12 protein-coding genes are annotated in these 14,621 nt (G+C 69.3%); 6 read left to right on the forward strand and 6 right to left on the reverse strand.

Annotated features, from left to right (window positions below; translation table 11 throughout):
- Positions 1–112 precede the first annotated feature (112 nt).
- From FGD71_RS31965 to FGD71_RS31980, 4 genes are all read right to left on the reverse strand, one after another.
- Positions 113–697: a TetR/AcrR family transcriptional regulator gene (locus FGD71_RS31965; protein WP_119104035.1), complete on the reverse strand. Its 585-nt coding sequence runs from the start codon at positions 695–697 to the stop codon at positions 113–115.
- Positions 698–872: 175 nt separating this feature from the next.
- Positions 873–1,223, reverse strand: coding sequence for a nitrite reductase small subunit NirD (gene nirD / locus FGD71_RS31970; RefSeq protein ID WP_119104036.1), 351 nt, complete (start codon positions 1,221–1,223; stop codon positions 873–875).
- The gene (gene nirB / locus FGD71_RS31975) at positions 1,220–3,808 is read right to left on the reverse strand and encodes a nitrite reductase large subunit NirB (protein ID WP_119104037.1); all 2,589 of its coding nucleotides are present in this window, start codon (positions 3,806–3,808) and stop codon (positions 1,220–1,222) included. The genes nirD and nirB overlap by 4 nt, the downstream gene beginning before the upstream one ends.
- Positions 3,808–5,025: an NAD(P)/FAD-dependent oxidoreductase gene (locus FGD71_RS31980; protein ID WP_119104038.1), complete on the reverse strand. Its 1,218-nt coding sequence runs from the start codon at positions 5,023–5,025 to the stop codon at positions 3,808–3,810. The genes nirB and FGD71_RS31980 overlap by 1 nt, the downstream gene beginning before the upstream one ends.
- 448 nt (positions 5,026–5,473) lie before the next feature.
- Here FGD71_RS31980 and FGD71_RS31985 point away from each other — a divergent pair, with 448 nt between their 5' ends.
- A complete protein-coding gene (locus tag FGD71_RS31985; RefSeq protein WP_119104074.1) occupies positions 5,474–6,259 on the forward strand; it encodes a sulfite exporter TauE/SafE family protein in 786 nt (261 codons plus the stop codon).
- An 85-nt stretch (positions 6,260–6,344) separates the two neighbouring features.
- On the opposite strand, the gene FGD71_RS31990 is transcribed toward FGD71_RS31985, so the two are convergent.
- Both FGD71_RS31990 and FGD71_RS31995 read right to left on the reverse strand, forming a co-directional pair.
- A complete protein-coding gene (locus FGD71_RS31990; protein WP_119104075.1) occupies positions 6,345–6,971 on the reverse strand; it encodes a class F sortase in 627 nt (208 codons plus the stop codon).
- A 218-nt stretch (positions 6,972–7,189) separates the two neighbouring features.
- Positions 7,190–7,915: a hypothetical protein gene (locus FGD71_RS31995; protein WP_119104039.1), complete on the reverse strand. Its 726-nt coding sequence runs from the start codon at positions 7,913–7,915 to the stop codon at positions 7,190–7,192.
- A gap of 324 nt (positions 7,916–8,239) precedes the next feature.
- Between FGD71_RS31995 and FGD71_RS32000 the strand changes: the two genes are divergently transcribed.
- The 5 genes from FGD71_RS32000 (at position 8,240) to FGD71_RS32020 (ending at position 14,448) form a co-directional block, all read left to right on the forward strand.
- Complete coding sequence (locus FGD71_RS32000) at positions 8,240–8,881, forward strand: NADPH-dependent FMN reductase (RefSeq protein ID WP_119104040.1); 642 nt, start codon at positions 8,240–8,242, stop codon at positions 8,879–8,881.
- Between the two features lie 142 nt (positions 8,882–9,023).
- Positions 9,024–10,121 carry a DegT/DnrJ/EryC1/StrS family aminotransferase gene (locus tag FGD71_RS32005; RefSeq protein ID WP_119104041.1) on the forward strand — a complete coding sequence of 366 codons (1,098 nt, stop codon included), beginning with the start codon at positions 9,024–9,026 and terminating at the stop codon, positions 10,119–10,121.
- On the forward strand, positions 10,118–11,155 hold the full coding sequence (locus FGD71_RS32010) for a Gfo/Idh/MocA family protein (RefSeq protein ID WP_119104042.1): 1,038 nt from the start codon (positions 10,118–10,120) through the stop codon (positions 11,153–11,155). Before FGD71_RS32005 ends, FGD71_RS32010 begins: the two co-directional genes overlap by 4 nt.
- Positions 11,152–12,270 carry an acyltransferase family protein gene (locus FGD71_RS32015; protein WP_119104043.1) on the forward strand — a complete coding sequence of 373 codons (1,119 nt, stop codon included), beginning with the start codon at positions 11,152–11,154 and terminating at the stop codon, positions 12,268–12,270. The genes FGD71_RS32010 and FGD71_RS32015 overlap by 4 nt, the downstream gene beginning before the upstream one ends.
- A 156-nt stretch (positions 12,271–12,426) precedes the next feature.
- Positions 12,427–14,448, forward strand: a complete 2,022-nt coding sequence (locus tag FGD71_RS32020) for a N,N-dimethylformamidase beta subunit family domain-containing protein (protein ID WP_119104044.1) — start codon at positions 12,427–12,429, stop codon at positions 14,446–14,448.
- Positions 14,449–14,621 lie beyond the last annotated feature (173 nt).

Here is a 14,621-nt window from a genome sequence, read left to right on the forward strand (position 1 = left end):
AATATGAGGACGTGCTTCGAACAGGAGGGCATGCGAGACAGGGGGCATGCGAGGCAGGAGGGCATGCGAGACAGGAGGGTGCGCGAAACGGCCGTACGGGAGACGGCTTCGGTCAGTCCAGCAGCGTCAGCGCCTGCTCCGCCGCGTCCCGCACCCGCGCCGGGTCCGTCGACGCCTTGCCGACCACCCGCAGCCCCTGCAGCAGCACCAGCAGCATGCGGGCCAGGGCCCGTGGGTCGCGGTCCTCCGGGAGTTCGCCCTGGGCCTGGGCGCGTACGAGTGCCGAGTGCAGCGGCATCTCGATGTGCTGCCAGCTGAGCTCCACGCGGCGGGCCGCCGCGGTGTCGTGCGGGCCCAGTTCGGCCGCCGTGTTGGTGACGAAGCAGCCGTTCAGGCGTCTGACCTCGTCCGCGGCCTCCGCCGCGAACCGCCGCACCAACGTGCGCACGGCGGGCAGCGCGGGACCGGGCTGGGACAGCTCGCGCAGCAGCGCGGTGTCGGACGCCTCGCCGTACCGGTCCAGCGCCTTCAGGTACAGGTCGTGCTTGTTGCCGAAGGTCGCGTAGATGCTGGCGCGGCCGATGCCGAGGTGTTCGACCAGGTCGGCCATCGACGTCGCCTCGTAACCGCGCCGCCAGAACAGCTCCAGGGCGGACTGGAGCGCGGCGTCCGGATCGAATTCCTTGGTCCTGGCCATGCGAAGCAGCCTAGGCTTTTCTGAAACGATCGGTCAAGCAACGAGGGCAACGACGGCAGGGTCCGGCTCCATGGAGCCGGACCCTGCCGTGCGTGAGCGGGCGCCCACCCCTACATCGGATACATCGGAGCGCGCACCCCGTGCCTCAGTTNCATCGGAGCGCGCACCCCGTGCCTCAGTTTGTCCGTACCTCGTACGAGGCCACGGTCACCGTCTCGTCGTCCAGGCACCGCCCCGACTCCAGGTCGAACCGCTGCTTGAGCAGGGGCGAGGCGACGAACGGACGGCCCTGGTGGGTGCCGGTCAGTCCGCGGGAGAGGACGGCGGCGCCGCTGAACGGGTCGCGGTTGTCGATGGCGTACAGGCGGCCCGATCGGTCCAGGAAGAGGGCGGCCTGGCGGCCGTCCGGGAGCAGGGCGGCCACGCCGCGGCCCGGGAGCAGGGCGGTCAGGTCGCAGACCGTGAACCAGTCGTCCTCCAGCTGGAGTTGGATCTTCAGGGCCGTTGTCTCGGGTGCGAGGGTCATCGCGTCGCGCTTCCTTCCAGGGGGCGGGTGCCGATGGTCAGCAGCGGCAGGTCGGGCTTGATCTGGTCGCGCTCGGGGACGAAGCCGACGACCGGGTCGGGGGTGTCCGGCGCGTTGACGAAGGAGACGAAGCGGGACAGCTTCTCCGGGTCGCTGATGGTCTCGGCCCACTCGTCGCGGTAGTTCGCGACATGCGCGGCCATCAGCGACTCCAGCTCCTCGCAGATGCCCAGCGAGTCGTGCACGACGACATCGCGGACGTGGTCCAGGCCGCCGTCGATCCGCTCCAGCCAGGTCGAGGTGCGCTCCAGGCGGTCGGCCGTGCGGATGTAGAACATCAGGAAACGGTCGATCAGCCGGATCAGTTCGGCGTCGGACAGGTCCTGCGCGAGCAGGTCCGCGTGGCGCGGGGTCGCGCCGCCGTTGCCGGCCACGTACAGGTTCCAGCCGTTGGACGTGGCGATCACGCCGAAGTCCTTCGACTGGGCCTCGGCGCACTCGCGGGCGCACCCGGAGACCGCCGACTTCAGCTTGTGCGGGGAACGCAGACCCCGGTAGCGCAGCTCCAGGTCGATCGCCATGCGCACCGAGTCCTGGACGCCGTAGCGGCACCAGGTCTGCCCGACACAGGACTTGACCGTACGCAGGGACTTTCCGTACGCGTGCCCGGACTCGAAGCCCGCGTCGACCAGCCGTGCCCAGATCAGCGGCAGCTGCTCGACCCGCGCACCGAACATGTCGATCCGCTGACCGCCGGTGATCTTCGTGTAGAGCCCGAAGTCGCGGGCCACCTCGCCGATCACGATGAGCTTCTCGGGAGTGATCTCGCCGCCGGGGATGCGCGGCACGATCGAGTACGAGCCGTTCTTCTGGAGGTTGGCGAGGAAGTGGTCGTTGGTGTCCTGGAGGGAGGCCTGCTCGCCGTCCAGGACATAACCGTCCGCGCCGATCGTGGGCGCGAGCGAGGCGATGATCGAACCCACCGCCGGCTTGCAGATCTCGCAGCCGTCGCCGCCGCGCGCGCCCTCGCGCCCGTAGCGGTCCAGCAGCTGCTGGTAGGTGTTGATGCGCAGGGCGAGGACGATCTCGTACAGCTCCTGGCGGGTCTGCGAGAAGCAGCCGCACAGGCCGTGGTCCACCTCGACGCCGTTCGCCTCCAGCTCGTCGTTGACGAGCTGACCGAGGACCTTGACGCAGCTGCCGCAGCCCGTACCGGCCTTGGTGCACTTCTTGACCTCGGGCACCGTCGTGCACTGGTGGTCGGTGACGGCGCCGCGGATGGTGCCCTTGGTGACGTTGTGGCAGGAGCAGATGATCGCCTCGTCCGGCAGCGCGGACGGGCCGAGCTGGGCCGGGCCGCCCGAGCCGGCCGGCAGGACGAGCTGCTCCGGGGCGATCGGCGGCACCGATCCGGTGAGCGCGCGCAGCGTCCCGTACGCATCGGCGTCGCCGACCAGGATGCCGCCGAGCAGCGCGCCGTCCCGGCCGATGACCAGCTTCTTGTACGTGCCGGAGCGGGAGTCCGCGTAAACGACGTCGAGGCAGTCCTCGGTGGCGCCGTGCGCGTCACCGAAGGAGGCGACGTCGACGCCGAGCAGCTTCAGCTTGGTCGACAGGTCGGCGCCCGTGAAGGCGGCCTCCTCGTCGGCTGCGATGGTGGCGGCCGTCGTCTCGGCCATCTCGTAGCCCGGCGCGACCAGGCCGTACACGCGGCCGTCCGAGGCCAGCGCGCACTCGCCGATCGCGAAGACGTGCGGGTCGGAGGTGCGGCACTGCTCGTCGACGCTGATCCCGCCGCGCTCGCCCACGTTGAGTCCGCAGTCGCGGGCGAGCGCGTCGCGGGGGCGCACCCCGGCCGAGAACACCACGAGATCCGTGGCGAGTTCCGATCCGTCGGAGAGCTTCATGCCCGTCACCGCGCCGTCGTCGCCGGTGACGATCTCCTGCGTGCCCGTGCCGGTGTGCACGGACAGGCCCATGTCCTCGATGGTGCGAAGGAGCGCGGCGCCGCCGCCCTCGTCGACCTGCACCGGCATCAGACGCGGCGCGAACTCCACGATGTGCGTGGTCAGTCCGAGTCCCTTGAGCGCGCCCGCCGCCTCCAGGCCCAGCAGCCCGCCGCCGACGACCGCGCCGGTGGTGGCCTTCGCCTTCGCGTACTCCTCGATGGCGAGGAGGTCCTCGATCGTGCGGTAGACGAAGCAGCCCTCGGCGTCCTTGCCGGGCACCGGCGGCACGAAGGGGTACGAGCCGGTCGCGAGCACGAGCGTGTCGTACGTGACGGTCAGACCCGAGCGGGCCGTCACCGTCCGCGCCTCACGGTCGATGTGCTCGGCCGGGTCGCCGATGTGCAGCTCGATCCCGTGGTCCTTGATGAACTCCATGTCCGTCATGGACAGTTCCTCGGGCGTACGGCCCGAGAAGTACGAGGTCAGCTGGACGCGGTCGTACGCGGGGCGCGGCTCCTCGCACAGCACGACCACGCGGTGCGTGGCGGTCAGGCCGCGCTCGGCGAGCGCTTCGAGGAAGCGCTGGCCGACCATGCCATGGCCGACGAGCACGATCGTGGGGGTGTCCGTGGACATCAGGAGCCTCCATCGTTGGTAAGCAGGTGGAGCAGTGGTGCGCCGTCCGTGGGGAGCGGCTCTGCTCCCTCCCAGGCGCGGGCGAGCGCGCCGACGGTGCCGAGCTCGCCGACGAGCACCCCGCCGACCAGGCGGTCGTCGCGGACGACGACCTTGCGGTAGGTACCGCGGGTCGCATCGGCGAGCTGGATGACGTCGTCGCCGGGGCGAGGGGTGGGCTCGCCGAAGGAGGCGAGGTCGAACGGGGTGCCGGAGGCCAGGGTCAGCCGGGTGAGGGCGCGGGTGCCGGTGTAGCGGGCGCTGTCGTTCCGGGTGAGCAACTCCGCGAGGACGTCGGCCTGTTCGAGGGCGGGCGCCGCGAGACCGTAGACGTTGCCCGCGTGCTGCGCGCAGTCGCCGATCGCCCGGATGTGCGGGTCGGACGTGCGGAGTTCGTCGTCGACGACGATGCCCTTGTGCACGGTGAGACCCGCGTCCTGGGCGAGGCCCACGCGGGGATGCACACCGCAGGCCAGCACCACCAGATCGGCGTCGAGGGCGTAACCGTCGGCCATCTCGACCGAGCGGACCGCGCCGCCGACGCAGCGCACGTCGCGTACCCGGCACTCGGTGTGCACCTCGACGCCGAGGTCCTTGAGGTGCCGGAGCACCAACCTCGACGCCGAGGGGTCCAGTTGACGTTCCATCAGGCGCTCGGCCTGCTGGGCGAGGACGACCTGGGCGCCGCGCGCGGCGAGCGCGCGGGCGGCCGAGACGCCGAGGAGCCCGCCGCCGATGACGACGGCGCGGGCGCCCGGGCGTACCGCCTCGGACAGGCCGAGGCAGTCGTCCATCGTGCGGAACGCGTGCACGCCTTCCGGCAGCTCGTGCCGGCCCGGTGTGAAAAGGCCCCGCAAGGGCGGAAGAACCGGGTTCGATCCGGTCGCCAGGACCAGCGTGTCGTATGCGATCACGGTGCCGTCCGCGCAAGTCACCTGCCGGTCCGCACGGTCGATGCCGGTGACGCGGGTGCGGGTCAGCTCCGCGGGCGTGGGCAGGGCGATCACTTCTGGGGTGTAGCGTCCGGCCAGGACCTCCGCGAGCAGGACCCGGTTGTACGGGGTGTGCTCCTCGTCGCCGATGAGCACAGCGGGCAGGCCGAGCTCTCCGAGCCGCCGGGCGAGTCGTACGCCCGCGAGGCCGGCGCCGATCACCACCACACGCGTATTTGAGGTCATGAACGCAGCGTGCGGTGCCGGTGTTACCCGGCCGCATCACGACTGTTTCCCGCGGGGAACGCTGCCCTCAGCACCGCGGGTGCGGGAGTGTGAGGGTTCTGACGGGGGGCTTGGGGGCCTTGGGATCTTCCCTGCTGGGGCCCGGTGGGGTCAACCGAACCTCTGGGCTCCGTGCAGGCACGATCGCACCCGGGGCGGGGCCGCGGAAGCCTTGAGATGCCGGGGTTATCTCACTCACATTCCCGGCCCGCACCCGAGCTCGCACCGCGGCTCGCACCCCTGGAGAACGTGTCATGGACACCACCCAGAAGCCATATGTCCGGGACGCCGCCGCCGTGCGGACGTGGCAGATCGTACGCGAACCGTTCACCGCGCGGACCTGGCGCCGGTCGCGTGCGGGGACCTAATTACTTGGACGACGCACGCACCCGTCCATAGGGTCATGATCATGCCGGACATATCGCTGGCCATGGTCGTCGTCCTGTGTCTCGCGGCCCTCGCGGCCGGCTGGATCGACGCGGTGGTGGGCGGAGGCGGGCTTCTGCTGCTCCCGGTGCTGCTACTGGGGCTGCCGAACTCGGGACCGGCGGTCCAGTACGCGCTCGGTACCAACAAGGCCGTGGCGATCGTCGGGACGACGGGCGCGGCGGTCACGTACGCGCGGAAGGCGCCCGTGGACGTGAGCACCGCCGTGCGGATCGGGCTCGCGGCGCTCGCCGGTTCGACGGCCGGGGCGTTCGTCGCCGCGGGGATGAGCACCGAGGTACTGAAGCCCGTCGTCATGGTCGTTCTGCTCGGCGTCGGGGCGTTCGTGATCCTGCGGCCCGCCTTCGGCACGGCACCGTCGACCGGGCCCGTCTCGCCGCGCCGGGTCCTCGCCGCGATCGGGCTCGCCGGTCTCGGCATCGGCTTCTACGACGGGCTCATCGGCCCCGGCACGGGTACGTTCCTCGTGCTCACGCTCACCGCGATCCTCCACCTCGACCTGGTGACGGCCTCCGCCACCGCCAAGATCGTCAACTGCTGCACCAACGCGGGCGCCCTCGCGACCTTCGCCTGGAAGGGCACCGTGTACTGGCAACTGGCCGCGCTGATGGCCGTCTTCAACCTCGTCGGCGGCACCGTGGGAGCGCACACCGCGCTCAAGAAGGGCAGCGGGTTCGTACGGGTCGTGCTGCTCACGGTCGTGTTCGCGCTGGTGGCGAATCTGGCGTACGAGCAGTGGGTGGCGTGACCTGTGGCAGGCGTTACCTGCGGAGAAGGTGACCTGTGGAGGGCGTGAACGGTGGAGCGCGTGGACGGCAGTGGAGGCGTGGCGGTCAGCGGCTGCCGGTGAGGTGCGCGAACACCACCACGTTGCCCTGGTAGCCCGTGGCCCTCGAGTAGCCGCCCCCGCAGGTGATCACCCGTAGCTCCGGCCGACGGGAGGCTCCGTACACCTGCTGGTCCGGGAAGCCGCGGGCTCCGTACACCTCGACCGCGTCGACGGAGAAGAGGGCGACCGTGCCGTCCCGGCGCTCGACCTCGATCGTGCTGCCCTTCTTCAGGGCGCCGAGGCGGTAGAAGACGGCGGGTCCGTCCGCGTTGTCGACATGGCCGGCGACGATCGCGGTGCCTCTCTCGCCGGGTGTGGTGCCGGCCTCGTACCAGCCGGCGAGGTTCTTCTTCTCGGCCGGTGGTACGTCGAGGCTGCCCTGCGGAGTGAGGCCGAGGCCCGTGAGGGGAGCGTTCACGCGGATCGAGGGGATGCGTATGCGGTCGGGCGGGGAGGGCGGGAGCGCGGCCGCCGCGAGCGGATCCTCCTGCGTGCCGGAGCGGGCCTGCGCGGCCGACGGCTGCGGCGGGGCGTCCGTCTCGGCGTCGCTGCCCAGCAGCCATGCGCCCGAGCAGAGGGCGACGAAGGTGACGGCGGCTATGGCGAGGTTGCCGCCGCGTCCGCGGGACATCCGCATGATGTACCCCCCTATTTTCAGGAGCCGTCGAGCCATCGAGCTTCCGAGCCATGGAGCTTCCGAGCCATCGCTCCTCCGAGCCATCGCTCCTTCGAGCTGTCGAGCCTTGGGAGCCCTCAGGAGCTGGGTCCCGCTGCCCCCTCCGGGCCGCGAGGGGCGTCGGACCCGAAGGGGGAGGGGACGGCGGTACCGGTGGACAGCGAGGTGTCCGGTCAGATCCCGTCGCCTCTCGCCCGGCGATGCAGGAGCCAGGTACCGCCCGCGGCGGCGACGGCCAGCGCTGCCACTCCCGCCGCGGTCCGCGCGGGGTCGGGACCGGGTGCGCCGCCGACCCCCGTCTTCACACTTCCTCTCGGGTGTACCTGCTCCTGGGCGGGTTCCTCGGTGCGTTCCCCGGCGGTCGGCTCGGAGTGTTCCTCGGCGGGCTGCTCGCTGTGTTCCTTGCCGCGTTTCTCGCTGGGTTTCTTCGCGGGTTCCTCGGCGAGTTGCTCGGAGTGTTCCTTGCCGCGTTCCTCGGCGTGCTCCTTGCCGCGTTCCTCGCCCCGTTCCTTCGCGGATTCCTCGGTGCTCGCCCGGGCGGAGGCCAGCGTGACCGTCACGTCGCCCGTCAGCCGCTTGCCGTCGGAGCAGCGCGCGGCGATCTCGTACGTGCCCGGTTGCGCGGACGGCGGCACCCGGAGCCAGCCGACCGCGTTCTGCTCGTGCTCGCTGGGCTCCAGCGTGAACTCGCCCGCGCCCACCGCGCCGGCGTCCCCCGTCATCGAGCTGTCCGCGCCGCACGCCGACGTGTTCACCGTGACCTCGGCGCCGGGCGCGACCGTGGACGGGTACACCTCCAGGCCTTCCGTTCCCACGTCGGCGCCGTGCGCGGGCACGGCAGCGAGGCCCGCGACGGCGACGGCGAGCGCGGTACCGGTCAGCAGGCAGGCTGTGCGCATCGTGCTCGCTCCTCCGAAAGGCCACGACCCGCGGCACCCCCATGTGCCGCTGCGTCGGTCGCGCCCTGCCCTATGTAGGTAAGTGGCAGTGGCCGCGACACGCCTCCTGAAGGGACGTCAGAAATGAGGTGAACGGGTGTCGGGCGAGCGCCCCGGTTGCCGTGTTCGACGGCATTTCAGCAGGTCACCGGCGCCCATGGAAAAAGAATCCGATCGGAGCGAAGCGCGGGTGTGAACGGGTGACCGGCTCCCTCGGGGTGTTTCCGGCGCATTCCTCGGACAGCGACTTGACCTCAGGTTTGGTTGAGGTATGAGGCTGCTCCCATGAACACCGCCACAGACTCCGCAACCGATACGGCTACAGCCACCGATACCGCTACGCCTACCGCTGCCCCGCTCCGTGTCGCCGTGATCGTCGGCAGCAACCGCGAGGGCCGCTTCGGCCCTGTGGTCGCCGACTGGCTGCTCGGCCGGATCGGCGAGCGCGAGGACCTCATGGCCGAAGTCGTCGACGCCGCCGACGCCCGACTGCCCACGGCCCTCTCCTACTCACCGTCCCCCGAGGTGACCGCCGAGCTCGCCAAGATCACGCCGAAGCTGGCCGGCGCCGACGCGTTCGTCGTCCTGACCCCCGAGTACAACCACTCCTACCCGGCGGCCCTGAAGAACCTGATCGACTGGCACTTCGACGAGTGGCGCGCCAAGCCCGTCGCCTGTGTCTCGTACGGCGGCATCTCCGGCGGCCTCCGTGCCGTCGAGCACCTCCGCCAGGTCTTCGCCGAACTTCACGCCGTCACCGTCCGTGACACGGTCTCCTTCCACAATGCGGGCGCCCACTTCGACGACGAGGGCCGTCACAGGGACCCATCGGGTCCGGACGCGGCCGCGAAGGCGATGCTGGATCAACTGGTGTGGTGGGGGCGGGCGTTGCGTGCGGCGAGGGCGGCGCATCCTTACGGGGGCTGACCTGTTCCGAGCGAGAGATGGCAAATCGCTTCATCACACGCATACCGCCTCAAGAGTGGATATGAGCTGATCACGAAAACCTCCGACGCGGAACGAGGGTTAAAGGCAGGCCGACTCCCTCGCTCTCGAACGGAGACTGCCCGTGAGTGGGTCCAACCTGTCGATCCCTGCCGCACGGCCCGTGATCGGTGAAGCCGAGATCGAAGCCGTTGTACGCGTTCTGCGCAGCGGCCATGTCATCCAGGGGCCCGAAGTGGCCGCCTTCGAAGAGGAGTTCTCGGAGCTGGTCGCGGGGCGTTCCTGCGTCGCGGTCAACTCCGGAACCTCCGCACTGCAACTGACGCTGATGGCGCTCGGCATCGGACCGGGCGACGAGGTGGTGGTGCCCTCCTTCTCGTTCGCCGCCACCGCCAACGCCGTACGCTTGGTCGGCGCCGAACCGGTCTTCGCCGACATCACGCCCGGCACCTACTGTCTCGATCCGCTCGCCACGGCCGCCGTCATCGGCCCGCGCACCGCCGCGCTGATGCCGGTGCACCTGTACGGGCACCCGGCAGCCATGGACCGGCTCATGCCGCTCGCCGACCGCCACGGCCTCGCGGTGATCGAGGACGCCTGCCAGGCGCACGACGCCGCGCTGCACGGTCAGCCGGTCGGAACGTTCGGGCAGGCCGGATGCTTCAGCTTCTATCCGACGAAGAACATGCACACGCTCGAAGGCGGCATGATCAGCACCGCCGATCCCCAACTGGCCCGCACCCTCAGGCTGTTGCGGAACCAGGGCATGGAGCAGCGCTACGAGAACGAGATCGTCGGCGCCAACATGAGGATGACCGACGTCGCGGCGGCCGTCGGCCGTGAACAGCTGAAGCAGCTGCCCGCGTGGACGGAGCGGCGCCGGGCCAACGCCAAGGTGCTCGACTCCCGTATCGAGGGGCTGCCCGTGCCGCAGGTGGCCGATGGCGCCCGGCACGTCTACCACCAGTACACCGTCCGCGTTCCCGACGGCCGCCGGGACGACGTGCAGCAGGAGCTGGCCCGGCAGAGCATCGGCAGCGCGGTGTACTACCCGACGCCGATCCACCGGCTGAAGCCGTACCAGGACCCGGGCAGGCCGCCCCTGCCCGAGACCGACCGCGCGGCCGCCGAGGTTCTCTCCCTGCCGGTGCACCCCACCCTCGGACCGGGCGAGCTGGAGCGCATCGCCCAGGCCGTGAACCTCGCCGGAGGTGCACGGTGAGCAAGCAGACCTTGCGCGCGGGACTCATCGGCCTGGGCGCGATGGGACGCAACCACGCCCGAGTGCTGTCGTCGCTCGACGGCGTCGAACTCGTCGGCGTCATGGACCCGGCGGGAGACCCAGCGGGCGCCGCGCGCGGCGCCCCGGTCCTCGCCACCCTGCCCGACCTGCTCGCCCTCCGCCTCGACTACGCCGTAGTCGCCTGCCCCACGGCGCAGCACGAGGAGATCGGCCTCGCCCTGGCCGCGGACGGCGTGTGCGCCCTGATCGAGAAGCCCCTCGCCCACTCCGCGGCCGCCGCCCGACGGCTGGTCGACGCCTTCGACACGGCCGGTCTGATCGCCGGGGTCGGGCACATCGAGCGCTTCAACCCGGCGTTGCAGAGCATGCGTGCGCGCCTGGAGGCGGGCGAGCTGGGCGAGGTGTTCCAGGTGGTCACGCGGCGCCAGGGCCCCTTCCCGCATCGCATCGCCGACGTCGGTGTGGTCAAGGACCTCGCGACCCACGACATCGACCTCACGTCCTGGGTCACCGACCGCGACTACGCCTCCGTCTCGGCGCGCACCGTCTGCAAGAGCGGCCGCCCCCACGAGGACATGGTCTCCGTCGTCGGCGACCTCAGCGACGGCACCCTGGTCAGCCATCTCGTCAACTGGCTCAGCCCGCTCAAGGAGCGCTTCACCGCGGTGACCGGCGAGCGCGGCTGCCTCGTCGCGGACACCCTCACCGCGGACCTGACCTTCCATGCCAACGGCGCCGTGACCACGGAGTGGGAAGCGCTGCGCGCCTTCCGCGGAGTCTCCGAGGGCGACATGGTCCGGTACGCCATTCCCAAGCGCGAGCCGCTGCTCGTGGAGCACGAGCGGTTCCGTGACGCGGTGGAGGGCAAGGCCACGGACATCGTCACCCTCGACCAGGGGCTGAGGACCGTCGAAGTGGCGGAGGCGGTCATCGACTCGGCACACCACCGGGCGTCCGTCCCACTGCAGAGCCCACACCGCAGCACCCTGTCGGCGGTCACGCAGCGGTCGTGACGGTCCCCTCGCGCGACGCACTGCCCTCCCTCACCGGTCTGCGGTTCTGGGCCGCGCTCCTGGTGGTCCTCTACCACCTGAGCCGACAGGTCGGTGAGGTACCGGGGCTCAGCCCGCTCGTCTGGTACGGCCGCAGCGGGGTGACCTTCTTCTTCGTGCTTTCCGGGTTCGTGCTGGCCTGGACGTACCAGGGCGCCCGGTTGCCCGTCATGGTCTTCTACCGGCGGCGCTTCGCCCGTATCTGGCCGCTGCATCTCGTCACCACCGCGCTGTCCGTGGCGCTGTACCTGCTGCTGTCGGCCGAGGTCTCCGTCACGGCCGTAGCCGCTTCGCTCCCGCTGCTGCAGGCATGGCATCCGGCCCTGGCGAAGGGCGGCAACCCGGCCGCGTGGTCGCTGAGCGACGAGGCGTGGTTCTACGCCCTTTTCCCCGGACTGCTCGTTCTTCTGACGGCCCGCGGCAACCGGCTCCTTCGCCGAGCGGGAGTGACGGCCGTCCTGGCACTGCCCCTCGCCTGGCTGTGCGGTGCCCTGGTCGTCTCGCCGGCGGTCAGGTCATGGCTGCTGGACTATCTGCCGCTGACGCGCAGTGCGCAGTTCGTGCTCGGAGTGGTGTGCGCGCTCGCGGTCAAGCGAGGAGGGCGCCCCCCGCTGTCGCTTCCCGCAGCCGCCGTGGCGGTCCTCGCCTGGCACACGGCCCTCATCCCCTGGCACGCGGCCGTACCCGACAGCGCCTGGTACGGCCCCTACAACGCCTCCCAGCTGCTGAGCGCACCCCTCTTCGCCGCACTGATCGCGGCGGCGGCACATCACGACGTACAGGGACTGCCCACGGGTCTGCGCGGCGCCTGGCTCCTCCGCCTGGGCCGCTGGTCCTTCGCCTGGTACCTGGTGCACGAACTCGTGCTACGGCTCTTTCTGCACCTGTACGGCCGCGCGGCGCCCGGCTGGCCCGCACTGGTCGTGTGGCTGGTCCTGGCCCTGGTCAGCCAGATTCTGGCCGGGCTCCTGTATGCGTTCGTGGAGCGGCCCGCCGAGTCATGGCTGCGCAGCCGCGGTTCGGTCCCTCAGAGGGCCGGGCGGTCGGGCACCGACCGATTGTCATGGAATCCTTAATGCCGACCATTCATTTCCCTGCGCGGCTTTCCCGCGAATCTCCTAATTCGAAGTGCAGGCTCGACTCGCCGAGATCGTTTCTGTTCTTGCACCCGAGCCGCCGTGCACGCACAATTCAGGCTTACAATGGACTTCTAGGGCAGCAGTCAAGGTGACATGGCTTACGACCCGGAACAGCGGTTCCTGCAGCTAGTACCCGGCGGAAATGGGATCATTTACGGGATCCAGTCCGACGGTAACCTTTACTGGTATCGCCACAGGGGCTGGACCGACGGCACCGCCTCCTGGGCGAATTCGGGAACCGGTCGGCTCATCGGCGGCAAGTGGCAGCAGTTCCGTTACGTCCTGGCTGCCGCCGACGGGCAGATCTTCGCATGGCATCCGAACGGCGATCTGATCTGGTATCGCTACATCCTGACCGATATCAACACCGGCGCAGGACGGTGGCACGGAGCAAGCGGCAGCCGGATCGGTACCGGATGGAACAGATTCCCACGTCTCCTGGGAGGGTGGAACAACGTCATCTACGGGGAGGATGGCGACGGAAACCTGTTCTGGTACCGCTACACCGGAAATGACGGCTCCTTCAGTTGGGCCTCGGGATCCGGCTCCAAGATCAGCTATGGGTGGAGCAAATTCGCCGCCCTGTTCGCCGACCCGAACGGAGTCATTTACGTACAGGGCGGAGGCGGCCCGCTCAGTTGGTACCGCTATATCGGCACCAATGGGTCGTCGGAATGGGCGAACGGCGGGCGGCGCATCAACCTCGGCATCCTGGGCGGCACGCAAAAACAGATCTTCTCCAACGGTTCCGGTACCGTTTACAGGATCAGACTCAACACTGCCACCGTGCCGGGGCCCGACAACGAGCTCACGTGGAATCGCCTGCAGAACTCGGAAACCGTCAACACCAGCGGTGTCCAGTGGCACAACGGCGGGACCACGGTTCAGGTGGGGCGTGGGTTCACCCTGCAGGCCTCGGCGGCGCTGCAGGGCTATCCGACCTCGCTGTCCGTGCAACACGGCGACAGTCTCGGGATTCACGTCTCGTCGACTTTCTCGTCCTACACCTCGTCCACGGTGCGTCTGGCTCCGGCCACCGGTGCCCCCGTTCAGGTCACGCCGCCCGTCAGCCGGTCGGGGGAATTGCAACTGGTGCAGGGTGGCTACCGCAGTAATGGGTGCGGCTGGGACACATCCTTCTCGGTGGACACGGCAACGGACTGGCCCTCGGGCGTCTACGCCTCCCAGTTGAAATCGCCGTGGGGCGGTCAACACAACGTCATGTTCGTGGTGAAGCCGGCCGTGCCGCAGCAGCAGATCGCCGTGCTGCTGCCCACGAACACCTACAACGCCTACAACCTGTGGGGCGGGCACGACCAGTACACGCCCGGCCAGATCGGCGTGCAGCGCACCTTCACCCTGCAGCGTCCGAACATGGGCATCGACAAGGTGGAGACCTTTGTGTCGGCCACCGGGTTTCTCGACCATCTGCTGTACAGCGATCTGTTGCTCTTCCGCTGGATGACCTCGGCAGGAATCTCCTTCGACTGCTATACCGACAACGACCTGCATACGAACGGTGACTCCTGGCTGCCGAACTATCGCGCGCTGGTGTTGACGAGCCATCCGGAGTATTTCACGCAGAGCGCTCGGGATAATGTGGTCGCCTTCCAGAACGCCGGCGGCCGCATTATCAATACCGGGGGCAACGGAATCTTCGAAAGAGTGCAGTACACTCCGGACGGTACAGCAGTCATCTTTCGGCGATCCGACGGCGTACGAGATGTTTTCAGGGATTCGGGAGAGTCTGAATCGCAAATTCTTGGAGTGGCACATTTCGCGCCGTCGAACTTCACCTTCGCCTCGTATGAGGTGCGCAATGATCACCCCTTCCTGGAGGGTACCGGACTCAGCGTAGGGAGCGTCTTCGGTGCGTCCGCCTACAACGGGCCGGCCAGTGGCTGGGAAGTCGACCGGCGGATTGGTGCGGTGCCCGGCGCGGTACTCATCGCCGAGGGGCTCAATGTGGACGGTGGTGGGGAAATCCTCTACGTGCCCAAACCCAATGACGGCTGGGTTTTCACAGCCAGCTCACTGTGTTTCAACGGCGCCCTGCCCAGAAGTCCCGAAATTCGCAGGATGCTGCTCAATGTTTTCACGGCGGCGGTGGCGTAGTCGGGCCAGGGGTGGAGTTCGTTCCCTGATGTCGAGGAGAGAATATGCAGGAGATCTCAAGGCGCACCGTACTGGTTGGTGCCGTGACCGCGACGGCTGCGCTGAGCCTTCCCCCTTCCGCTGCCGAGGCGAAGCCGAAGCCTGTCGCGGCGGCCGCTCTGGATCCCACAACC

Origin of the sequence: Streptomyces sporangiiformans, from assembly GCF_005768555.2 — a bacterium.
GTDB lineage: Bacteria > Actinomycetota > Actinomycetes > Streptomycetales > Streptomycetaceae > Streptomyces > Streptomyces sporangiiformans.